Here is a 20,901-nt window from a genome sequence, read left to right on the forward strand (position 1 = left end):
AGCACGGTACAGTTGGGGAACCTGCTGCCTCTCGCATGGCGCGCACATATGAGTTCCGGCTCCGCTTGCGATGAGAAGTAGCCAAAGTGTGCAGGTCTTTTGCGCCTTTCGTTCCCTTTGTGGGGCCCGACTTGCCCCGGACTCGGCCGAATTCTCCGTACATTCCCGACCGGCCGCGCCCTGAATTCTCGTCTGATTGACCTGTTGCAGAGGGCAGTTGGGCAGATACATTCGGCCGCGGTCGACGCGTTCCGGCGCACGCCCCCAACCATGTGGGGGGGTGAGGTCTGACCCGGATCCGCGAAGTGTGGATCTGTGCAAGGGCCAGTAATAGGGGAGTTAGGCATGGCTCAGGGCACCGTCAAGTGGTTCAACGCGGAGAAGGGGTACGGCTTCATCGCGGTAGACGGTGGTGCGGATGTTTTCGTCCACTACAGCGCCATCCAGATGGACGGGTACCGCACCCTGGAGGAAGGTCAGCGAGTCGATTTCGAGATCTCGCAGGGCCAGAAGGGGCCGCAGGCGGACATGGTCCGACTGGCGACCGGCTGAAGCACGCGCCGACTGACAGCGACGACGTTCTTCTGTACTTCTTGCGAAGGGCTCGCACCTCCCGGGGTGCGGGCCCTTCGACATGCCCGGACCCTGCCCCTCGGCGTGCCCGGAGGCCGGTCTGATCCCGGAGACACGCTTGCACTCGGCAGGGGCGAGTGCTAATCATTGGCGTTAGCACTCTGAAGGTGAGAGTGACAACGAGGACCGGGTCGGTGAGGCCCGCAGGCCGGGTGGGGCAAGGAACCACCGGCAGGCGAGCCGTCCGTCGCGGGCGCCAGCGCGGTCCGGAGCAATCCACCCCAGTCCGGGAGGACCACTTCACATGGCCAAGATCATCGCGTTCGACGAGGAGGCACGGCGCGGCCTCGAGCGCGGCATGAACCAGCTCGCGGACGCCGTCAAGGTGACGCTGGGCCCCAAGGGCCGCAACGTCGTCCTCGAGAAGAAGTGGGGCGCCCCCACGATCACCAACGATGGTGTCTCCATCGCCAAGGAGATCGAGCTCGAGGACCCGTACGAGAAGATCGGCGCCGAGCTGGTCAAGGAAGTCGCCAAGAAGACGGACGACGTCGCCGGCGACGGTACGACCACGGCGACCGTTCTCGCCCAGGCCCTCGTCAAGGAGGGTCTGCGTAACGTAGCCGCCGGCGCCAACCCGATGGCCCTCAAGCGCGGTATCGAGAAGGCCGTCGAGGCCGTCTCCGGTGCCCTGCTGGAGCAGGCCAAGGACGTGGAGACCAAGGAGCAGATCGCTTCGACGGCCTCCATCTCCGCCGCCGACACCCAGATCGGCGAGCTCATCGCCGAGGCGATGGACAAGGTCGGCAAGGAAGGCGTCATCACCGTCGAGGAGTCCCAGACCTTCGGTCTGGAGCTCGAGCTCACCGAGGGTATGCGCTTCGACAAGGGCTACATCTCGGCGTACTTCGCCACCGACATGGAGCGTATGGAGGCGTCGCTCGACGACCCGTACATCCTGATCGCCAACTCCAAGATCGGCTCGGTCAAGGACCTGCTCCCGCTCCTGGAGAAGGTCATGCAGTCGGGCAAGCCGCTGCTGATCATCGCCGAGGACGTCGAGGGCGAGGCCCTGTCGACCCTGGTCGTCAACAAGATCCGCGGCACCTTCAAGTCCGTCGCCGTCAAGGCCCCGGGCTTCGGTGACCGCCGCAAGGCCATGCTCGGCGACATCGCCATCCTCACGGGCGGCGAGGTCATCTCCGAGGAGGTCGGCCTCAAGCTGGAGAACGCGACCCTGGACCTCCTGGGCCGCGCCCGCAAGGTCGTCATCACCAAGGACGAGACCACCATCGTCGACGGTGCCGGGTCCTCGGACCAGGTCAACGGCCGGGTCAACCAGATCCGCGCCGAGATCGAGAACAGCGACTCGGACTACGACCGCGAGAAGCTCCAGGAGCGCCTGGCGAAGCTCGCCGGCGGTGTCGCGGTCATCAAGGCCGGTGCCGCCACCGAGGTCGAGCTCAAGGAGCGCAAGCACCGCATCGAGGACGCCGTTCGCAACGCGAAGGCGGCCGTCGAGGAGGGCATCGTCGCCGGTGGTGGCGTGGCCCTGCTCCAGGCCACCGCGGTGTTCGAGAAGCTGGAGCTGACGGGTGACGAGGCGACCGGCGCCAACGCCGTGAAGCTCGCCCTGGAGGCCCCGCTCAAGCAGATCGCCGTCAACGGTGGTCTCGAGGGCGGCGTCGTGGTGGAGAAGGTCCGCAACCTCACCGTGGGCTGGGGCCTGAACGCCGCGACCGGCGAGTACGTCGACATGATCGCCGAGGGCATCATCGACCCGGCGAAGGTCACGCGTTCCGCTCTGCAGAACGCCGCGTCCATCGCCGCGCTGTTCCTCACCACCGAGGCCGTCATCGCCGACAAGCCGGAGAAGGCGGGCGCTGCCCCGGCCGGCGGCGGCATGCCGGGCGGTGACATGGACTTCTGATCCCTTCGAGGATCACGGGTTCATCGCAGCAGTAGTCGTAAGCAGTAGTCGTAAGAGACCGAGGGCGGCACTCCCTGGAGACAGGGGGTGCCGCCCTCGGGCGTGCCCGGGATCACAGCACGGGCGGAATACCTTGACCGGTGGGTGAGTTGGCACCTGTGTAACGTACATGCGTATGCACATACCGCCTGGTTAATTGGAGCTCCCCACGTGACCGCCACCACCGCCGAGTCCACCTCCCGCGCGGCTCGTATCCTCTCCCGGCCGACCGCGATCAACGGCCTTACCGTCCCGAACCGCATCGCGATGGCGCCCATGACCCGCGCGTTCTCCCCGGGCGGCATCCCGGGCGCGGACGTGGCGTCGTACTACTCCCGCCGTGCCGCCGCGGGTGTCGGTCTGATCGTCACCGAGGGCACCTACGTCGGCCACGAGTCGGCCGGGCAGAGCGACAGCATCCCGCGCTTCCACGGCGAGGAGCAGCTGGCGGGCTGGGCGAAGGTCGCCGAGGAGGTGCACGCGGCGGGCGGCAGGATCGTCCCGCAGCTGTGGCACATCGGCATGGTGCGGGAGCAGGGCCAGCCGCCGTACGCGGACGCGCCCGCCGTCGGCCCCTCCGGCCTGCGCATCGGCGCCGACGAGCCCACCGGCAAGGCGATGACCCAGCGGGACCTGGACGACGTCATCGGCGCGTTCGCCGAGGCCGCCGCGGCGGCGGAGCGGATCGGCTTCGACGGCGTGGAGCTGCACGGCGCCCACGGCTACCTCCTGGACCAGTTCCTGTGGGCGGGCACCAACCGCCGTCCGGACGCCTACGGCGGCAGCGCGGTGGCCCGGACGAAGTTCGTGGCGGAGATCGTGGCGGCGGTCCGTGAGACGGTCTCGCCCGACTTCCCGGTGATCTTCCGCTACTCGCAGTGGAAGCAGGAGGCGTACGGCGCGAAGCTCGCCGAGACCCCCGAGGAGCTGGAGTCGGTCCTCGCCCCGCTGGCCGCGGCCGGGGTGGACGCCTTCCACGCCTCCACCCGCCGCTACTGGCTCCCGGAGTTCGACGGCTCGGACCTCAACCTGGCCGGCTGGACGAAGAAGCTGACCGGCAAGCCGGCCATCACCGTCGGCTCGGTCGGCCTCGACGGCGACTTCATCAAGGGCTTCACTGGCGAAGGCGCCCCGGTCAAGGGCATCGACGACCTCCTCGACCGCCTGGAGTCGGAGGAGTTCGACCTGATCGCCGTGGGCCGCGCGCTGCTCCAGGACCCGGAGTGGGCGGCGAAGGTGCTGGACGGCCGGTTCGAAGACCTGGCCCCGTACGACGCTTCGGCGCTCAAGTCCCTCAGCTGAGGCCTGAGACGGCGGTAGTGTCCGGGAGATGAGGATCCTTCATCTCTCGGACACTCACATCGAGCGCACCGACGCCCCCAACGCACGGGGCGTCAACGCGACCGATTCGCTGCGGCTGATGCTGGCCGAGCTGCGGCATCAGCGGGATGTCGACGCGGTCGTCGTCACCGGGGACATCGCCGACGACGGGGCGGTGGAGGCGTATTCGGCCGTACGGGAGCTGGTGGGGGAGTTGGCGCGGTGTCTCGGTGACCCGCCCGTGTTCTACACGACCGGCAACCACGACGAGCGGGTGGCCTTCGGCAAGGTGCTGGGGAGCGGGCACCCGAAGCCGGACGCCGTACTGGAGTCGTCGGAGCGGGCGGCGGTGAGCACGGTCGGGGCATGGCGGTTCGTGACGCTGGACTCGCTGGTGCCGGGGAAGGTGTACGGCCGTATCGGCGAGGCTCAACTGGACTGGCTGCGGGGTGTGTTGGAGACACCCTCGGCGCTGGGGACCGTGCTGTCCTTCCACCACCCGCCGATCAGTCTCCGCGTGTCGGCGACCCAGCCGGTCTTCGGGCTGCGCAACCCGGGGGAGCTGTCGGAGGCGATCCGGGGGAGTGACGTACGGGTGATCCTCACCGGGCACTACCACCTCCAGCTCTTCGGGATGCTGGAGTCGGTGCCGGTGTGGGTCACGCCGGGTGTCGTCAACCGCGTCGACCTGACGACCCGGCCCGGGACGGAGCGGGCGGTGCGGGGCGCCTCGGCGTCGCTGGTGGAGCTGGGCGGGCCGGCGAGCCCGATGTTCCACACGTTCCACGCGCGGGATCCGCGGGCGCACGAGACGGTGTACGAGCTGGACGGCGATCAGACGCGGGCGATCATCCGAAGGGAGGGCTAGAGGTTTCCCAGCGGCTCGATGTCCACCTTGACCGGGGTGCCCCACACCCGCAGCACCTCATAGTCGGTGAACTCGTGCACGAGGCGGTAGGCCATGGCGGGGCGCGGCCCGCGGCGCTGGGCGGCGAGATAGAGCTCGGCCTCATGCCGGTCGCGGCGCGGGGTGCCGCAGAGCTGCCAATCCTGGCCGTTCCACAGCTCGGGCAGCCAGCGCTGCTGGGGCTGGGGCCGGTCCTCGCGGACGCCGTAGCGGGAGGGCGTGGGTTCGGCGGTCCGGTGCCGCGATGCGGCGGGACCGTTGTACTCGGCACGGCGGGCGGCCCGGCGCCGGGTCTCGCAGAGCAGGCAGAGGTCGTGGGCGTTCTCGTCGACGGGCCCGTTGGGGTGCTCTGCGCACCGGGTGGTGGGAGCGGCCGCGGAGACGCTGTCGTCCAGCAGCTCCAGGGCCCGCTTGATGTCCGCCTTCACTTCGTGCAGCTTGGCGTCGGGGGTATCACCGGTGAGGGCGTCGCCGTGCTCGCCGAGGAGACGGAGGGCTCGGCCTAGGGCGGTGCGCTGGGCGTGGTTCATGGGGTGGGGCTCCGCTTCTTGCGGTGGCCTTGCGTGTTCTGCATCAGTTGCTGCGGCCGACTTTCAGCACGTGGATGGTGACGGTTTCGCCGTCTGGACGGTAGAGCACGCGCCAACTGCCGACGTGCAACCGGTAGTAACCGGAGGTACCCAGAGCACCAGCCGCCTCCGGATGGGGATAGTCGGCGAGCGCCCGTACCGCCGCAGCAGTCGCCTTGGCGCCCACGGGGTCCGTGGTTCGGAGTCGGCGGAACTCGCTCATGGCGTGGTGCTCCCAGACCACGGTGTACGTCACGAAGCGGCCTCTCGCAGGTCCTCGGCCTCCAGCTGAGCCATGAACTCGTCGTGGGACAGCGACGGGCCGGACGGCGTTGACTCGCGAGCTCGCGCTTCGGCGATGTCCGCCTCGTCACGCAGCCGCTGCAGCTCTTCCAGCTCGCTTATCGGGATGAGCGCGGCAGCCGGCTTGCCGTACTCGGTGATCAGGATGTGCTCCTGACCGTGCCGGACTCGGCCGACCAGTTGGCCGAGCTGGTTGCGGGCTTCTACGAGCGGATACGTCTCCATGGCAAAACTGTACATACCTGCAAGTGTGTGCGGTGCGTTCATGAGGCCGCTTCTCTGTCGATCCGCGTTGATGTCAGTCGGCATAGTCCTTCAGCTTTTCGGTGTTCAGAGCGATGGTGACCGGGAAGGGGAGCTCGACGGTCGCCCCCCAGGATCGGGGGAGCGCCTGCTGGTATCGGCCGTCTTTCGGCTCGCTGTAGACGATGGTCGTACTGTTGTCGCGGTCGATGAGCAGGTAGACGGGGATGTCGGCCTCTGCGTAGCCGATGGGCTTGTCGACGCGGGCGCGGCCGTTGGTGGCCGGGTCGCGGGAGGTGATCTCGACGGCCATGAGGAGACCGTCCGGAGCCGACCACTCGCCGTGACCCTTGAAGTGGAGCCTGGGCGCGAGAGTTCCGTCCACGCGAGCGCGTCCCCTGCGGTAGGCCTCGGTTTTGATGCCGGACCCCGGATAGAGGTTGAGGTCAGGGCGCTGCTGCAGGCACTGACGCAGCAGCCACATGAAAATGCAGCTGTGGTTGCCGTCCGCCATGGCCTTGACTTCTAGTTTTCCGTTGACGTACTCAAGGCGGACGGTCTCCGGAGCCCGACGCTCCAGTTCCTCGAAGTCCTCGACGCTGAGAGGGTGCTTCGTACGGAGCTGCCCGTCGACGCATTCGAGCTGCACGTGTTCCGGGGCCACGTCGGCCAGCTCCTCGAAATCTTCGAGGTACAGCTGGGGGTGTTCTGTCATACGAGTGTCCTGTCTCGGTGTTGGGAGATCGCCGCGCGGATCCTGGCCACGTGGGCGTGGACCGCGGAGGCGGGCACGGGTGCGTTGCCATGGGCAGGGGCGTGTCCGTCGCGGCAGCCGGCGCACACGCCCCCCGGCAGGGCCTCCGGACGACCGGGCACCCCGCACTCCGCGCACTCCAGGAGTCGGCGCGGTGGGCGTGGGGCGGGCTCCGGCTCCGGCGGGAGCTTGGCGGTCAGGCGCTTCTGGAGGAAGGCGAACGGGCTGTGCACCGGGACGGGGAGGCCGGCGGTCAGGGCGTGGCGTACGGCCGTGTCGGTGGCGCCCCGTGCGTACCACTCGGTGACCAGGGGAGCGAGGGCCGCGCAGTCGGCGGCGGAGAGGGAGAGCGCGGGCGTCTCGCGACCTAGGGCGGCGAGGAGGATGTACGCGCGAGAGCGGGTCTGCGGTGCCGGCCGGGATTCTTCCGCTACGTCGCCTCGGATGAAGGCCGCCCACCAGTCGTCGTCGCGTGCGGTACGGGACCACCACGATCGGGTGATCCATCGGTTGCCACCCGAAGCGGAGGCCAGCTTTTCGCGCCCCCGGCGCAAGTGACCTGCCTGCTGGAGGCGGTTGAGGGCGGTGCCGAGTGCGCATTGGCCGTACGTCAGCACCTTGGCCAGCGTCTTTACGGAGATGTCGGCGCCGTCGTCGAGGCGGTCGAGGTACGCGGCGATGGCGGCTTCGCGGGGTGGGAGGTGGGCGAAGTCGTGGGCGGTGCGGGGGGCTTGGTCGGGTGCGGAGCGTTTGCCGTAACCCGGCTTGGCCATGGGGTGGGGGGCGGGGTGCGCGGGCAGGAAGGCAGGACTAATGTTGGCGTCAGCCACGGGGTCGACCTCTGATCGATCTCGTTGGTTAAGCCCCCGCAGATGTTTGGCGCATCTGGCGGGGGCTGTTCGTTATTCGGGACGCTAGACGATCGTCACCCTGTGTGGCAAGCCGAACGCGTCAAGTCAACACGCGGGGTGGGAGGGCGGGTTGGGGCCCTCCACCCATTCCTCAGAAAGAGGGCTCGGAGCTGGAAGCTTGAGCTTCGGGACCGGTCAGCCCATGCTCTTCGCACCGTCCAGGGACTCGCGGATGATGTCGGCGTGGCCCGCGTGCTGGGCCGTCTCGGCGGCGATGTGCAGCAGCACCCTGCGGGCCGACCATCGAGCCCCGGGCTTGTTCCATGGGGCCTCGGGCAGCGGGTGGGTGACGTTCAGGTCGGACAGGGATGCGACCAGCTCGTCGGTCCGGCGGGCCGCCTCGTCGTAATCGGCCAGCACACCGGCCAGCGTCTCGCCGGGCAGCATCCGGAACTCGTCGGCCCGCCGGGCGAAGTCGGCCTCGGTCATGGCGGTGAAGTCGGGCATGGCCGACGGGCCGTCGAGGATGAAGTCCGCCCAGCCCCGCTCCACCGACGTGACGTGTTTGATCAGGCCGCCCAGGCACAGCTCACTGGCCGTGGTCCGCTGCCCGGCCTGCTCGTCGGTGAGATCGCGGGTCGTGAAGCGCAGGAAGTGCCGGCTGTGGGCCAGCGCTTCCAGCAGGTCGGTGCGCTCGTCGGTGGTGATGGCGTGTGTGGTGTCGGTCATGGGCTCACGCTAGGAGCCGTATAGGTCAGATTCTGACCTCGATCAACGCCTCGACGAACGCCGACCATGAATCCGCCCGGAACACGAGCTTCGGGCCGTGGGGGTTCTTGGAGTCGCGGACGGGGACGAGGGCGGGGTGGCCGTCGGCTACTTCGAGGCACTCGTTGCCGCCGCCGCCGCTGTACGTCGACTTGCGCCAGATGGCCGTGCTCAGGTCGTACTCAGGGAAGTTCCTCATGGGCGTAATCCTGCGCCAACGCCTCGATCAGGGCCAGGGACTTCTCCGGCGAGAGTGCGGAGGCCGCGAGGAGTTCGAAGGTGAGCCTCAACTGGGCCACGGTGGCCGGGTCGTCCTCCAGTCGTCCGGTGCCTGGCCCCTCGAAGTAGACCAGCGGAGGGGCGTCTTCGAAGTCCATCAGCCTCAGCGAGCCCTCCATCGACTTGTGCGCCCCCGCGCTGAACGGCAGTACCTGCACGATGACGCGGCTCCGGCGGGCCAGGTCCGCGACGTGGTGCAGGGCCTCCGCCATCACCGCTCGGCCCCCGGTCTCCCGGCGCAACACCGCCTCGTCAAGTACCACCCACAACATGGGCTTTGTTGGATCATCGAGTAGACGGGTCCGCTCCATCCGGCCGTCCACCCACTCGTCGATGGTCTCCTCCGGTGCCGTCGGGGCGAATGCGCGGTTCACGGCCCGCGCGTACGCGGCTGTCTGGAGTAGCCCAGGGATCAGCATCGGCGCGTACTGCCGGATCGCTGTGGCCAGCGTCTCCGCCTCCGCCGCCTCGGCAAAGTGCTCGGGATAGCGGGATTTGGCCGAAGCCCCACAGTTCCGCAGGAAGAAGTCCCCCGTACCCAGCGCCTCGTCCAGCAACCGCGCGTACTCCGGCAACAGCCGCCGCGTCGCCGCCTCCAACTGGCCGATGAACGACCCGCTCACGAACAGCCGCGCCCCCAGCTCGTCCTGGCTCAGCCCGGCCTTTTCTCTGCAGTGGCGGAGTTCCGCGCCCAGCAGTGCGCGCGGTGACGAAGAGGGGTCCAGATCTTTCGGTCCTGCCATGGCCGCTCCCGGTCCGACGATTGGGATGTTGGGTCGCTCCGTATAGCCAGGTTAGAGGCGCTACCGCCACTCTGTGTCGCGAACCATCAACTCAGCGTGGAGGCAGGTAGATGACCGTGCGGTCGACCGAAGAAATCGTCGCGTCCCTGCGGGAGGCCCTCGTGGGCGTGAGTGTCGCGCTCCCGTCGCTGGGCGTGGACCCCGTGACCGGGGCGAGCGACGAGCCGTTCGCGCTGGTCCAGTTGGGGCGTTGCAACGTACGGACGGCCGAGCGTCTGGCGTCGGTGCTGCGCGGGGAGCGGCCGGCGGTCGGGGCCCAGGTCGTCGACGTACGGGACGGGCGGGTGGGGGAGGTGATGGGGCACGTGGGTGGCAAGGTGCAGCTGCGGCCGGTCGGCGGAGGGCGGGAGTGGGACTGTCCGCCGGAGTCGACCGGGCCCGCTGAGCCGGCGGAGGTGCTGCGGGCGCGGGTGCAGCGGCTCAACGAGGAGGGGCGATTGCCCTGTTGAGCACCGCCCCCCGGAATCGCTGTTCACCGCTGACGCTTGTCGTCCTCATCGGGAACGTCGGCCTCGATCTTCTCCTTGCGGACCTTGCCGGTGACGGTCTCCTGCTCGGTTCGCTCGTCGGTGGTGAGCCGGACTCGCTCGACGGGCTCGGCCTCGGTCCGCGTCACGGGGCGCTCGGCGTGCAGGGTCACTTCGTGCTCGGCTTCGCTGATGTCCGGCCCGGCCGTGGCGGCGTCGCGGTTGGCGTCCGTGATCGGTTCGCGTTCGACGCGGACTTCCTCGTGCCGTACGGGGACGGTCTGCTGGACCTCTTCGGTGACGACGTACTTGCGCAGGCGGGCCCGGCCGGTCTCCTGGCGTTCGATGCCGACGTGCATCTGTTCCTCGGAGCGGGTCATCGCGTCATCCGCGGTGCCTGCCTCGCGGTCGGCGCCGGGCCGGGTGGCCTGCTGCCAGGCGGCGTCCCAGTCGACGCCGTAGTGCTCGTACAGGCGGTGCTCCTCCTGTTCGGACAGGTGCCCGCCGGCGTCGACGTCGACGTTGGGGGCGTCCTTCACCTTGTCCTTGGGATAGGGGACCTTGAGATGGTCTTCGACCATACTGGCGTTGGTGATCGGCACGAACGACTCGCTGGTGCCGAACAGGCCGGTCTTGACGCTGACCCATTCGGGCCGGCCGGTGACGTCGTCGAGGAAGACGTGCCTGGCGTCGCCGATCTTGTTGTCGTCGGTGTCGTAGACCGGGTGGTCCAGCACCGTCGGGATCTGCTCTCGGGTGATCATCGTGATCTCCTTTCTGCTCACCTCCCAACCCGACTAACCTCGCGAAACAGCGCAAAACGCACTGATTGTCCCAATGTGTCGTAAATGCCGGTGTAGGCGGTGCCCGGCCGGATACCCGGCCCAGGATGGTACGGACACTGAAGCGTCACGGAAGGCACGGCGGACACGTCGCGCTGATCATGGGAGTAATGGCGGGCCTGCGCGCCGGCGATCGTCGGCTGGCCAGGCGGGCGATCGCGTGGGGTCCGCCGTGGGTGCGGGACGTCGCGCACGCGGTGGAGGAAGCGGCCGAGCACACCAAGCTGTGGTGGGCGTCGGCCGGGGTGATGGCCGTCCTCGGCGGGTGGCGCGGCCGCACGGCCGCCGCCGTTGGGGTGGCGGCCATGGCGACGGCGTGGCCGCCGGCGGCGCGATCGGGCTGGCCGCGGTTCCCCTGGTGCGAGCCGCACCGCATCTGCTGCGGCGGCTGCTCTGACGGGCGGTCACGTGTCGCACCGGCGGCGGCGAGCAGCGGCATGCGATTGGCCCGCGCCCGTGCATGCCCTGACCGGCCTTCTCACGTACTGGTTCCGGTGCCCTCTGGCCAGACAGGTCAGCTCAGCGCCGCCGCCAGCGCCGCTCGCAGATGTCCGTCCGAGTCCTCCAGGAGGCGGGCCGCCGTCGGGCCGTCGACGTCGGCGAGGATCGTCAGGATGGCGTTCTTCACCTCGCCGTCGGTGGCGGCCAGGGCCCGTTCGATCTCGTCGTCCGCCGCACCGGTGGCGAGGGCGACGATGCGGCGGGAGCGGGCACGGAGCTTGTCGTTGGAGGCGCGTACGTCGACCATCAGGTTCCCGTACGTCTTGCCGAGGCGGATCATCGTGATCGTCGAGAGCATGTTGAGGACCAGCTTCTGGGCCGTGCCGGCTTTGAGGCGGGTGGAGCCGGTGAGCAGTTCGGGGCCGACGACGATCTCGATGCCGTGCTCGGCGGCCGTCGCGAGCGCGCTGTCCGCGTTGCAGGCCAGGCCGATGGTCAACGCGCCTGTGGTGCGGGCGTGTTCGACGGCTCCGATGGCGTACGGGGTGCGGCCGGAGGCGGAGATGCCGACCACCGTGTCGGCGGAGATCAGGCCGAGTGCGTCGAGGTCGGCGCGGGCCAGCCGCGCGGAGTCCTCGGCGCCCTCGACCGAGGTGACCATGGCCTCGGGGCCGCCCGCGATGAGCCCCACGACCTGCTCCGGGTCGGTGTTGAAGGTGGGCGGGCACTCGGAGGCGTCGAGGACGCCGAGCCGTCCGGCGGTGCCCGCGCCCGCGTAGATCAGCCGGCCGCCGCGCGCCATGCGTTCCGCGACGGCGTCGATGGCGGCGGCGATCTCGGGCAGCCGCCGTGCGACCGCGTCCGGCACGGAGACGTCCTCGGTGTTCATGAGGCGGGCGATGTCGAGGGTGGGCAGCCGGTCGATGTCGGCGAGCTCGGGCCGGAAGGCCTCGGTGGTGAGGGTTTCCAACTCGGCGCGGAGGTCACGGGGGTTGGACGTCGAGGTCATGCTTTTCCACTTCGGTCGGAACGGTCGGGCCTGCCATATGCCCGGGCCCACGGTCTACCGGCGGTGCCGGTGCGCCAGCGCCTCGTACGACGCCGACAGGGCCGGTGCCGCCGTCTCGTACGTCCGCTGGGCGACGCCGATGAACAGACAGTCCACCACCAGCAGCTGACTGGTGCGCGACGACATCGCGGCCGGCCGGAGTTCACTCTCCCGGGCGGTGGACGTCGTCAGCACGTGATCGGCGTACTGCGTGACGGGTCCGTCGGGCCGGCCGGTGATCGCCACCGTCGTCGCCCCGTGCTCGAAGGCGACGCGGAGCGGCTCGATGACGTCGCCGGTCGAGCCGGAGTGGGTGATCGCGAGGGCGACATCCCCGGCCCGCAGCTGCACGGCGTTCGTGACGGCGAGGTGCGGATCGCTGTGCGCGTGGGCTATCAGCCCTATCCGCAGCAGCTTCTGGGTGAGGTCCTGGGCGACCAGTCCGCTGGCCCCGACGCCGTAGACGTCGGTGCGGCGGGCGGCGGCCAGGGCGGTCACGGCCGCGCCGAGCTGCACGGTGTCCAGGCCGGCCGCCGTGTCGGCGAGGGTCTGCTGTTCGTCGTGGGCGAGCTTCGTGACGACGTCGGCGATCGGGTCGTCGACCGCGATGTCGGTGGTGATGGCGGGGGCGCGGCCGGACTCCTGCTGGGCGGCGAGTCCGGCGAGTGCGAGGCGCAGGTCGCGGTAGCCGGGGTAGCCGAGGAGGCGGGCGGTGCGGACGACGGTCGCCTCGCTGGTGCCGGTGAGTTCGGCGAGGCCGGTGACCGTGAGGGCCGCGCAGCCGGCCGGGTCCTTCGCGACGGCCTCGGCGACCCGCTGCATGGACCGGGTCATCGACGGCGCGAGGGTGCGTACCTTGGCGGCGAGGGAGTTCCCGAAAATTTCCTTCACTTCCTGGGTCACCTATGAAAGATATTTTCGGCTCGGTGTTGGGGTCAAGAGTGCGCACAATGGGTGCATGGACCCCATCAGCCCCTTGGAGCAGGCGTTGCACGCGGCACGCGCCCTCGTGCTCGCCGACCTGGCCGCGGGCGAGGTCGCCGCGGCGGATGTCGTGTCCATGGTCGAGGAATCCGTCGTACAGCGGCGCTGGTGGGTCGAGCAGTGGCCGGAGGGTACGGCCTACGTCGTCGGGCTGGTCGCGCAGGACGTGCAGGACGCGCTCCTGGAGCACTACGGCCGCTGGCCGCTGTGCCCGGTGTGCGGCTCCGGCGATCCGCACGCCCTGGACGTCGAGCCGGAACTGGGTCCCGACCCGCACTGGGTGTGCCACAAGGCGGGGGTGAAGGTCGCGGCGGTGGGGGCGCTGGGGTCGACCGCCGGCGGGACGCCGGCCTCGTGACGGTGTACATCGACCCGCCGACCTGGCCGGGCCACGGCCGCATGTGGTCCCACCTGGTCAGCGATGTCTCCTACGACGAACTGCACACGTTCGCCGATGGGTTGGGCGTACCGCGCCGGGCCTTCGAGCGGGACCACTACGACATTCCGTCGCATCGGTACGCGGATGTGGTGGCTGCGGGGGCGGTGGAGGTCAGCAGTCGGGAGGTGGTGCGGCTGCTGTACGGGGCCGGGCTGCGCAGGCGGAAGGGGCGGGCTCAGCCGCGCAGCTCGTAGGCGAGGATCCCCTCTTCGTCGGCGTAATCGCTCACCTGCGTGAATCCGGTGCGCCTGATCACGGCCTGGGAAGGGGCGTTGTCCCGCTCGATGGTCGCGAACAGAGCCTGTACGTCGTCCCGGGCCAGCGCCCATGCCGACAGTGCGCGCAGGGCCTCGGTCGCGTACCCGTTGCCGCGGGCGCTCTCCACCAGGTCGTAGCCGATCTCCGCCTTGCCCTCCTCGTCCGGCACCCCGTGGAAGCCCATGCCGCCGATCGCGCGGCCGTCTTCCTTCCGTACGAGCACGAACAGCCCGAACTCCGGACGGTGCACCCCGGCCTCGTAGGCCTTCAGCATCCACCCCGCGGCCTCCAGGGTGCCCTCGAAGGGCCCGCCCTCCAGCCAGTCGAAGCCTCCGTCGCCACCCGTGCCCAGGTCGGCGGCGGACTCGGGGGTGACGCCCTCCAGGGTGAGGCGGGCGGCGAGGATACGGATCGGGGGGTCTTGATCGGACGGCTCAGGCACTCTCACTCCGGAGTTCGGGGCCTGTGACGCTACTCCGCCCGAGGTCAAGACGTCATCAGCATTTCCAGCTCCGAGCTCAGGTTGTAGCGCGCCGTCGCCTCCCACTTGCTCTCCCCGTACGGCGTCCTGAACAGCCGTGGGAGCGCGAGGAGTTGGCGCAGGACGGTGGCGCGGCCCATGCGGAAGGCGTCGTTCGGGACGAAGCCGTACTCCTCTCGGACGGCGGCCGTGTAGGCGGCGTACGCCGAGGGCGGGGCGGCGAGGATCGCGAGGTCGGCGTCGCACAGGACCTGGCCGTCGGGGTCGTCGTCGGCCGGGTCGTGGGTGACGGTGAGGCGGACCAGGCGGGCCACCTCGGCCGTCTTCGCCGCGGGCACCCCGGCCTCGGGGAGGGCGCGTTCGGCGAGGCGGGCCGAGCGCTCCTCGTTCTCGGAGCGGTCGGGCAGGTAGACCGCGTCGTGGAACCAGGCGGCCAGGCGGACGACGTCCGGGTCGGCGGCGTGCTGTTCGAGTACGTCGATGTGGTCGAGGACCGCGGTGAGGTGCGCGAGCGTGTGATAGCGGCGCTGGGGTTCCTGCCAGCGGGTCAGGAGGTTGTCGGCGTACGGGGTGGGGTCGGGGCCGGCGGGGGCGGGGCCGGCGGCCTCGTGGCTTCGGGCTCCTTCCAGGGCGCGGGTGAAGCGGGTGCGCAGGGCGTCGAGATCGGCCATGGCTCCATTCTTCCGTGACCGGCCTCCCCTGCGGGCCTCCCCGGCGCCTTAGCGTGGACGCCATGACTGACGTACACGAAGCAAGGGACCCCGAGCTGCCCGTACGACTTCTGATCACCGAGCGGGACGCGCTGATACCGCTGCTCCGGGCCAGGCCCGACGAGGACCTCGCCCTGCCGGCCTCCGCGTGCCCGGGCTGGACGGTGCGGGACGTGCTCGCGCACTGTTCGTCCGCGCTGATGCGGGTGGTGGAGGGCCGGTTCGAGGACGGGGTGTTCTCGCCCGAGTCGAACGACCGGGACATCGCCGAGCGGGCACAGTGGTCGAACGCGGAGATCGTGGACGAGCTGGAGCGGGGGATGACCGAGGCGGGACCGGTCATCGCCAAGGCGGGCGGGGTGCTGGACGCTATCGCGCTGGGGGAGTGGGTGCACGCCGGGGATGTGCGCGAGGCACTCGCAGAGCCGGGGGCCTATGCGGGAGCGGGGCTGGCGGATGCCCTGTGCCTGCTCGCCCACGTCACCCGGAAGTGGGCGCACGTGCCGCTGCACGCCGACCTCGACGACCTGGACGAGCCGCTGCGACTGGGGGCCGGGAACGGTGAGCGGACTCCGGCGCGCTACATCGGCGACGCCGCCACCCTCGTACGGCTGTATGCCGGGCGCCCGACGGCGGGGGCGTCGTACGAGCTGGCGGGGGTGGAGGAGCGGGAGCTGAACATCTTCGGGTGAGCGGGGCCGGTTCAGGCGTAGGCTAAATTGGACTAGACCTGTGTGCCTGTAGTCGTGCCTGTTGTCGTGCCTGTAGTCGCCCGACCAGATGAATTGGGGTCCCATGAGCAAGCGTGCAGTCCTGGAGGTGATCGCCCTCGGCGTCGAGGACGCGGTCGCTGCCCAGGCCGGAGGCGCGGACCGCCTCGAAGTGGTCACCGACATGGCAGCCGACGGGCTGACCCCGCCGGTCGCGACCTTCGCCGGGATCCGGGCCGCCGTCGACCTCTCGCTGCGCGTGATGCTGCGGCTGACGGACGGGTTCGCCGCCGGGGACGTGGACCGCGTGGTGCGGGTCGCCGGGGAGCTGCGGGCCGCCGGGGCCGAGGAGTTCGTGCTCGGGTTCCTCGACGCGGACGGGGGCGTCGACCTGGGCGCGGTGGAGCGGGTGGTCGGCGCGCTGGGCGGGTGCCGGTGGACCTTCCACCGGGCGATCGACCACGCCGCCGACCGGGACGGACTGCGCAAGCGGCTGGACGGCCTGCCCGGGCTCGACGCCTACCTCACGGCCGGCTCGCCGTCCGGCGTGGACGACGGTCTCCCCACCCTGCTCGCCGAGGCGGGGCGCAGGCGGAGCGGGGAGCCCGGGTACGAACCCCGGATCATGGTGGGCGGCGGGCTCCGGCTGGAGCACGTGCCGGTACTCCGGGCCGCCGGTCTCGACGCGTTCCACATCGGCGGAGCCGCCCGGCCGGAGGGCTGGGAGCGGCCGGTGTCGGTGGCGGCGGTGGCGGAGTGGCGGCGGGTGCTGGACGGGGCGGACTAGGTGAGCTGAGGCGGCAGCGGTGCCGCGTGTGTCACGGTCAGGCCCGAGACCGCTCGGGTGAGGGCCACGTACAGGCGGCGCAGGCCGGTGCGCTCGTCGGGTTCGCCGTCGACCACCGCCTGGGGCTCGTCCAGGACCACGTAGTCGTACTCCAGGCCCTTGGCGAGTGAGGCCGGGACCAGGGTCAGGCGGGTTTCGAGCGTCGTCTCCTCGCCGGGAGACAGGTAGCCGATGCCCGCCGCCGTGAGTGCCTCGGCGAGGGCCGGGACGCGGGCGTCGGCGGCGATCAGGCCGGTGGAGCCCTCGTTGGCCAGCGACTCCTCGCAGGCGGCGACCACTTCGGCGGCGCCGGTGATCGCGCGTACGTCGAAGAACCCCGGGTTCTCGCGGACCGAGGCGACCGGGGTCAGGCCCGGCGCGATGTGGGGGAGGAGGCGGGAGGCGTACGTGATGACGTCCGTCGGTACGCGGAAACCGGCCGTCAGTTCCTCGATGACGCCGTCCGTCTTGCCGAGGTGGGCGAGGGCCTCGTCCCAACTCCGGGTCGCCCACGGGGTGGTGCCCTGCGCGAGGTCGCCGAGGACGGTGGCCGAACCGGTGGTGCAGCGGCGGCCGACGGCCCGGTACTGCATGGGCGAGAGGTCCTGGGCCTCGTCCAGCACCACATGGCCGAGGGAGTGCGTGCGCTGCACGATGTCGATCGCCTCGTCGATCAACACCGCGTCGGCGGGCGCCCACTTGGCCGACTTCACGCTGCGGACCGGCTTCGACCACAGGATCGTCTTCCGCTCGTCCTCGGTGAGGATCCCCTCCGCGTGTACGGCGAGGAAGTCCGCGTCCGTGAGCAGGCGCAGGACGAGTTTCGCCGGGTCGACGGGCGGCCAGACCTGCTTGACGGCCGCCTTCACCGCCGCGTTGCGGGCCACCGCGTCCTGCACCCGGTCGTCCGGCGCCTCGCCCGACCGCTCCATCTGCACCAGCACGGCGTGCGCGACGCGCTGCGGGAGGGCTTCGCGGGCGGCGCCGTAGCGGATGTCACGGTCGAGCAACTCCCGTACGAGCTCTTCGAGTTCGTACGCCGGGACCCGCCAGCGGCGCGAGCCGCGCACCACCACGACCGGCTCGGTCGGCATGGTCACGTGCGCGTAGACGGCCCTCCTCAGTACCTCCGCCATCCGCGCGTCGCCCTTGACGATCGCCGCCGCCGCGTCGTCCGTGCCGCGCACCTCCACGTGCGCGACCAGGTCGTCGACGGTGGCCTGCCGGACCGTCAACTCGCCGAGCGCGGGCAGGACTTGCTCGATGTAGTGCAGGAAGGAGCTGTTCGGTCCGATGACGAGGGTGCCGGTGCGGGCGAGCCGCTCGCGATGGGCGTAGAGGAGGTAGGCGACGCGGTGCAGGCCGACGGCCGTCTTTCCGGTGCCGGGACCTCCCTGGACGCAGACCGTGCCGGACAGTCCGGACCGTACGATCTCGTCCTGCTCGGGCTGGATGGTCGCCACGATGTCGCGCATCGGGCCCACGCGCGGGCGCTCGATCTCCTGCTGGAGCAGTTTGCTGGTGACGGCGTCCCCCGAGGGATCCATCGGGTCGGAGAGGTACTCGTCCTCGTACGCCGTGAGGTCGCCGCCCGTGTAGCCGAAGCGGCGGCGCAGCGCGATGTCCAGCGGGTTCTTCTTGGAGGCCCGGTAGAAGGGCTGGGAGACGGGTGCGCGCCAGTCGATGACCATCGGGTCGCCGTCGTGGTCGTGGACGTGCCGCCGGCCGATGTAGAAGCGCTCGCCCTCCGCGCCTTCCGCCTGCTCGGCGCCCGGACGGTGCAGGTAGTCGAGCCGGCCGAAGAACAGCGGAGTGTGGGAGAGGTCCGCGAGGGCCTTGATGCGCTTGTCGATCTGGTCGGAGAGGACCTCGGCGGTGACCCAGTTCGCGGTGACGTCGCTGATGTCGAGCGACTCGACGTCCTCGCGCATCGAGCGGAGGGCGGCGCGGGAGCGGGCGAGGTGGGCGCGTTCGCGGGCGAGCGGGTCGTCGTCGACGGGCGCGGGCAAGGGGTCGACGGGCGTGGACAAGGGGGTGCCTCCGAGTGACCTGCGGTGTGAATCGCGCGGGGATCGCGCGGGGATGGCGCGAGGGATGCCGACCGGTTTCCGTCCGGACGACGGCGCTCCGTGGGGAGGCGGGCAAGAGCGGAGATTGTAGGCGAGCGGGGGGTGGCGGTGCCAACGGGTTTTCGGTGGCTGGCCTCCGCGGTGCGGAACGGGAGCGGAAGACGGCCAACCCGTAGCGAAGGACCGCCAACCCCTAAGGGTCGGGTCGGGGGAGACCCCTCCACCCTGAGGGCGGGCGGTCAGTCCCAAGTACTACGCGGTGACCACGGGGGTTCGCCCCGCAGACCGATGCCGTCCGCATGCCCCGCGGGCGACCATGGATACATGAGCGCAGCAACCATCACCCCAGTCCACCGCCACCCCTTCAGCGACGCCCTGCGCGCCATCAAGGTGTTCGCGGGCGCCGCTTTCGACGTACTCGTCCTCGGTGAGTACGGCGAGGAAGCGGGCGTCCGCCGCAAGTGACCGCGCAGGATCACCGAGTACCGCCCAGCGTCACCGAGTTCTTCTGTGCCGTCAGCTCTCCGCCAGCAGCTCGTCCGCGTCCATGATCCGGTACGCGTACCCCTGCTCGGCGAGGAACCGCTGGCGGTGTGCCGCGAAGTCCTGGTCGAGTGTGTCGCGGGCGACGACCGAGTAGAAGTGAGCCTGGTGGCCGTCTGCCTTCGGCCGCAGGACCCGTCCGAGGCGCTGTGCCTCCTCCTGCCGTGACCCGAACGTGCCCGACACCTGGATGGCGACCGTCGCCTCCGGCAGGTCGATCGAGAAGTTCGCCACCTTCGACACCACCAGCACGCTGATCTCGCCCTGCCGGAATGCCTCGAAGAGTTTCTCGCGCTGGGCGTTGGAGGTCTCGCCCTTGATGACCGGGGCGTCCAAGTGCTCGCCCAGTTCGTCGAGTTGGTCGATGTACTGGCCGATGACCAGGGTCTGCTGCCCGGCGAAACGGCGGACGATCGCCTCCGTCACCTTCCGCTTGGTCTCGGTCGTCGCGCAGTAGCGGTACTTCTCCTCGGTCTCGGCGGTGGCGTACGCCAGCCGCTCGGAGTCCGTGAGGTTCACCCGGACCTCGACACAGTCCGCGGGCGCGATATAGCCCTGCGCCTCGATCTCCTTCCACGGCGCGTCGAACCGCTTGGGCCCGATGAGCGAGAAGACGTCGGACTCCCGCCCGTCCTCCCGCACCAGCGTCGCCGTCAGCCCCAGCCGCCGCCGCGCCTGGAGATCCGCCGTGAACTTGAAGACCGGCGCCGGCAGCAGGTGCACCTCGTCGTAGAGGATCAGCCCCCAGTCCCGGGAGTCGAACAGCTCCAGGTGCGCGTAGACACCCTTCCGCTTCGTCGTCAGAACCTGGTACGTGGCGATGGTGACCGGACGGATCTCCTTCCGCGTACCGCTGTACTCGCCGATCTCCTCCTCGGTCAGCGAGGTCCGCTTCACCAGCTCGTGCTTCCACTGCCGGGCGGAGACGGTGTTGGTGACGAGGATGAGCGTCGTGGACTTCGCCTGGGCCATCGCCCCCGCGCCGACCAGTGTCTTGCCCGCGCCGCAGGGCAGCACGACCACGCCCGACCCGCCGTGCCAGAAGTTCTCCACCGCCTGCTTCTGGTAGGGCCGCAGCGCCCACCCCTCCTCGGCCAGCTCGATCGCGTGCGCCTCGCCGTCGACGTACCCGGCGAGGTCCTCGGCCGGCCAGCCCAGCTTCAGCAGCGTCTGCTTGATCTGCCCGCGCTCGGAGGGATGCACGACGACGGTGTCGGGGTCGATGCGGTTGCCGACCAGCGGGGCGACCCGCTTCGAGCGCAGGATCTCCTCCAGCACCGGCCGGTCCGTGGTCGTCAGGACGAGTCCGTGCGCCGGGTGCTTGGACAGGGTCAGGCGGCCGTACCGGTCCATCGTCTCGGCGATGTCGACGAGCAGCGCGTGCGGCACCGGGTACCGGCTGAACTCCACCAGCGCGTCCACGACCTGCTCGGCGTCGTGCCCGGCCGCCCGCGCGTTCCACAGGCCGAGCGGGGTCACGCGGTAGGTGTGGATGTGTTCCGGCGCCCGCTCCAGCTCCGCGAACGGCGCGATGGCCCGACGGCACTCGCCTGCCTGCTCGTGGTCGACTTCCAGGAGCAGGGTCTTGTCGGACTGGACGATGAGGGGACCATTCACGCGCTGCACCCTTTCGGTAGGCCACAGGACACGGCCAAACGTCCAGTGTGCCTGATCGTCGCGGCCTGCCCGCGTCCTGTCCTACAGGATGTCTATTCAGTCCTACGGGTGGCACGGGTTGAGCCGT

25 protein-coding genes and 1 pseudogene are annotated in these 20,901 nt (G+C 70.1%); 11 read left to right on the top strand and 15 right to left on the bottom strand.

Going from position 1 to position 20,901, the window contains the following annotated elements:
• The first annotated feature begins 345 nt into the window (after nucleotides 1-345).
• The 4 genes from AB0I77_RS35760 to AB0I77_RS35775 all read left to right on the top strand — a co-directional run bounded on the left by AB0I77_RS35760 (nucleotide 346) and on the right by AB0I77_RS35775 (nucleotide 4,730).
• Complete coding sequence (locus tag AB0I77_RS35760; protein WP_007493268.1) at nucleotides 346-552, top strand: cold-shock protein; 207 nt, start codon at nucleotides 346-348, stop codon at nucleotides 550-552.
• Nucleotides 553-877: 325 nt separating this feature from the next.
• Complete coding sequence (gene groL, locus AB0I77_RS35765; RefSeq protein ID WP_363286946.1) at nucleotides 878-2,503, top strand: chaperonin GroEL; 1,626 nt, start codon at nucleotides 878-880, stop codon at nucleotides 2,501-2,503.
• 210 nt (nucleotides 2,504-2,713) lie between these two features.
• On the top strand, nucleotides 2,714-3,844 hold the full coding sequence (locus AB0I77_RS35770; RefSeq protein ID WP_363286947.1) for an NADH:flavin oxidoreductase: 1,131 nt from the start codon (nucleotides 2,714-2,716) through the stop codon (nucleotides 3,842-3,844).
• 28 nt (nucleotides 3,845-3,872) lie between these two features.
• Nucleotides 3,873-4,730, top strand: a complete 858-nt coding sequence (locus AB0I77_RS35775) for a metallophosphoesterase (RefSeq protein ID WP_363286948.1) — start codon at nucleotides 3,873-3,875, stop codon at nucleotides 4,728-4,730.
• Here AB0I77_RS35775 and AB0I77_RS35780 read toward each other — a convergent pair.
• The 8 genes from AB0I77_RS35780 to AB0I77_RS35815 form a co-directional block, all read right to left on the bottom strand.
• Nucleotides 4,727-5,299 (bottom strand): hypothetical protein, encoded by a 573-nt coding sequence (locus AB0I77_RS35780; RefSeq protein ID WP_363286949.1) that lies wholly within the window; start codon nucleotides 5,297-5,299, stop codon nucleotides 4,727-4,729. The two genes, AB0I77_RS35775 and AB0I77_RS35780, sit on opposite strands and share 4 nt — an antisense overlap.
• A gap of 43 nt (nucleotides 5,300-5,342) precedes the next feature.
• Nucleotides 5,343-5,594 carry a type II toxin-antitoxin system RelE/ParE family toxin gene (locus AB0I77_RS35785; protein ID WP_363286950.1) on the bottom strand — a complete coding sequence of 84 codons (252 nt, stop codon included), beginning with the start codon at nucleotides 5,592-5,594 and terminating at the stop codon, nucleotides 5,343-5,345.
• A complete protein-coding gene (locus tag AB0I77_RS35790) occupies nucleotides 5,591-5,866 on the bottom strand; it encodes a type II toxin-antitoxin system Phd/YefM family antitoxin (protein WP_158812177.1) in 276 nt (91 codons plus the stop codon). The genes AB0I77_RS35785 and AB0I77_RS35790 overlap by 4 nt, the downstream gene beginning before the upstream one ends.
• Before the next feature lie 73 nt (nucleotides 5,867-5,939).
• Nucleotides 5,940-6,599 carry a Uma2 family endonuclease gene (locus tag AB0I77_RS35795; protein WP_363286951.1) on the bottom strand — a complete coding sequence of 220 codons (660 nt, stop codon included), beginning with the start codon at nucleotides 6,597-6,599 and terminating at the stop codon, nucleotides 5,940-5,942.
• Nucleotides 6,596-7,411 (bottom strand): hypothetical protein, encoded by an 816-nt coding sequence (locus AB0I77_RS35800; RefSeq protein ID WP_363287007.1) that lies wholly within the window; start codon nucleotides 7,409-7,411, stop codon nucleotides 6,596-6,598. The genes AB0I77_RS35795 and AB0I77_RS35800 overlap by 4 nt, the downstream gene beginning before the upstream one ends.
• A 273-nt stretch (nucleotides 7,412-7,684) precedes the next feature.
• Complete coding sequence (locus AB0I77_RS35805; RefSeq protein WP_363286952.1) at nucleotides 7,685-8,218, bottom strand: DinB family protein; 534 nt, start codon at nucleotides 8,216-8,218, stop codon at nucleotides 7,685-7,687.
• A gap of 25 nt (nucleotides 8,219-8,243) precedes the next feature.
• A complete protein-coding gene (locus tag AB0I77_RS35810; RefSeq protein WP_363286953.1) occupies nucleotides 8,244-8,456 on the bottom strand; it encodes a DUF397 domain-containing protein in 213 nt (70 codons plus the stop codon).
• A complete protein-coding gene (locus tag AB0I77_RS35815) occupies nucleotides 8,440-9,279 on the bottom strand; it encodes a helix-turn-helix transcriptional regulator (RefSeq protein WP_363286954.1) in 840 nt (279 codons plus the stop codon). The genes AB0I77_RS35810 and AB0I77_RS35815 overlap by 17 nt, the downstream gene beginning before the upstream one ends.
• 116 nt (nucleotides 9,280-9,395) lie before the next feature.
• Between AB0I77_RS35815 and AB0I77_RS35820 the strand changes: the two genes are divergently transcribed.
• Nucleotides 9,396-9,788: a hypothetical protein gene (locus AB0I77_RS35820; protein ID WP_363287008.1), complete on the top strand. Its 393-nt coding sequence runs from the start codon at nucleotides 9,396-9,398 to the stop codon at nucleotides 9,786-9,788.
• A 23-nt stretch (nucleotides 9,789-9,811) separates the two neighbouring features.
• Here the strand turns inward: AB0I77_RS35820 and AB0I77_RS35825 are convergent, their stop codons facing one another.
• Complete coding sequence (locus AB0I77_RS35825; RefSeq protein WP_363286955.1) at nucleotides 9,812-10,570, bottom strand: DUF2382 domain-containing protein; 759 nt, start codon at nucleotides 10,568-10,570, stop codon at nucleotides 9,812-9,814.
• Nucleotides 10,571-10,913: 343 nt separating this feature from the next.
• On the opposite strand from AB0I77_RS35825, the gene AB0I77_RS35830 reads away from it, so the two are divergent.
• Entirely contained in the window at nucleotides 10,914-11,045 is a 132-nt protein-coding gene (locus AB0I77_RS35830) for a hypothetical protein (RefSeq protein ID WP_363286956.1), read from the top strand.
• Between the two features lie 117 nt (nucleotides 11,046-11,162).
• Here the strand turns inward: AB0I77_RS35830 and murQ are convergent, their stop codons facing one another.
• Complete coding sequence (gene murQ / locus AB0I77_RS35835) at nucleotides 11,163-12,098, bottom strand: N-acetylmuramic acid 6-phosphate etherase (RefSeq protein ID WP_363286957.1); 936 nt, start codon at nucleotides 12,096-12,098, stop codon at nucleotides 11,163-11,165.
• A gap of 54 nt (nucleotides 12,099-12,152) precedes the next feature.
• Complete coding sequence (locus AB0I77_RS35840; RefSeq protein WP_363286959.1) at nucleotides 12,153-13,040, bottom strand: MurR/RpiR family transcriptional regulator; 888 nt, start codon at nucleotides 13,038-13,040, stop codon at nucleotides 12,153-12,155.
• A gap of 55 nt (nucleotides 13,041-13,095) precedes the next feature.
• On the opposite strand from AB0I77_RS35840, the gene AB0I77_RS35845 reads away from it, so the two are divergent.
• Nucleotides 13,096-13,479 (top strand): hypothetical protein, encoded by a 384-nt coding sequence (locus AB0I77_RS35845; protein WP_363286960.1) that lies wholly within the window; start codon nucleotides 13,096-13,098, stop codon nucleotides 13,477-13,479.
• Complete coding sequence (locus tag AB0I77_RS35850; protein WP_363286961.1) at nucleotides 13,476-13,754, top strand: DUF4031 domain-containing protein; 279 nt, start codon at nucleotides 13,476-13,478, stop codon at nucleotides 13,752-13,754. Before AB0I77_RS35845 ends, AB0I77_RS35850 begins: the two co-directional genes overlap by 4 nt.
• On the opposite strand, the pseudogene AB0I77_RS35855 reads toward AB0I77_RS35850, so the two are convergent.
• Nucleotides 13,736-14,218: pseudogene (locus tag AB0I77_RS35855) on the bottom strand (GNAT family N-acetyltransferase); the annotation flags it as partial. The gene AB0I77_RS35850 and the pseudogene AB0I77_RS35855 sit on opposite strands and share 19 nt — an antisense overlap.
• 86 nt (nucleotides 14,219-14,304) lie before the next feature.
• Complete coding sequence (locus AB0I77_RS35860; RefSeq protein ID WP_363286962.1) at nucleotides 14,305-14,970, bottom strand: hypothetical protein; 666 nt, start codon at nucleotides 14,968-14,970, stop codon at nucleotides 14,305-14,307.
• Nucleotides 14,971-15,032: 62 nt separating this feature from the next.
• Here AB0I77_RS35860 and AB0I77_RS35865 point away from each other — a divergent pair, with 62 nt between their 5' ends.
• Nucleotides 15,033-15,701 carry a maleylpyruvate isomerase family mycothiol-dependent enzyme gene (locus AB0I77_RS35865; RefSeq protein WP_363286963.1) on the top strand — a complete coding sequence of 223 codons (669 nt, stop codon included), beginning with the start codon at nucleotides 15,033-15,035 and terminating at the stop codon, nucleotides 15,699-15,701.
• 103 nt (nucleotides 15,702-15,804) lie between these two features.
• Nucleotides 15,805-16,506, top strand: a complete 702-nt coding sequence (locus AB0I77_RS35870; protein ID WP_363286964.1) for a copper homeostasis protein CutC — start codon at nucleotides 15,805-15,807, stop codon at nucleotides 16,504-16,506.
• On the opposite strand, the gene AB0I77_RS35875 is transcribed toward AB0I77_RS35870, so the two are convergent.
• Entirely contained in the window at nucleotides 16,503-18,575 is a 2,073-nt protein-coding gene (locus tag AB0I77_RS35875) for a UvrD-helicase domain-containing protein (RefSeq protein ID WP_363286965.1), read from the bottom strand. The genes AB0I77_RS35870 and AB0I77_RS35875 overlap by 4 nt on opposite strands.
• 363 nt (nucleotides 18,576-18,938) lie before the next feature.
• Here AB0I77_RS35875 and AB0I77_RS35880 point away from each other — a divergent pair, with 363 nt between their 5' ends.
• The gene (locus tag AB0I77_RS35880; protein ID WP_363286966.1) at nucleotides 18,939-19,079 is read left to right on the top strand and encodes a hypothetical protein; all 141 of its coding nucleotides are present in this window, start codon (nucleotides 18,939-18,941) and stop codon (nucleotides 19,077-19,079) included.
• A gap of 51 nt (nucleotides 19,080-19,130) precedes the next feature.
• On the opposite strand, the gene AB0I77_RS35885 is transcribed toward AB0I77_RS35880, so the two are convergent.
• Nucleotides 19,131-20,774, bottom strand: a complete 1,644-nt coding sequence (locus AB0I77_RS35885) for a DNA repair helicase XPB (RefSeq protein ID WP_363286967.1) — start codon at nucleotides 20,772-20,774, stop codon at nucleotides 19,131-19,133.
• Nucleotides 20,775-20,901 lie beyond the last annotated feature (127 nt).

It is taken from the genome of Streptomyces sp. NPDC050619 (assembly GCF_040654815.1).
Lineage (GTDB): Bacteria > Actinomycetota > Actinomycetes > Streptomycetales > Streptomycetaceae > Streptomyces.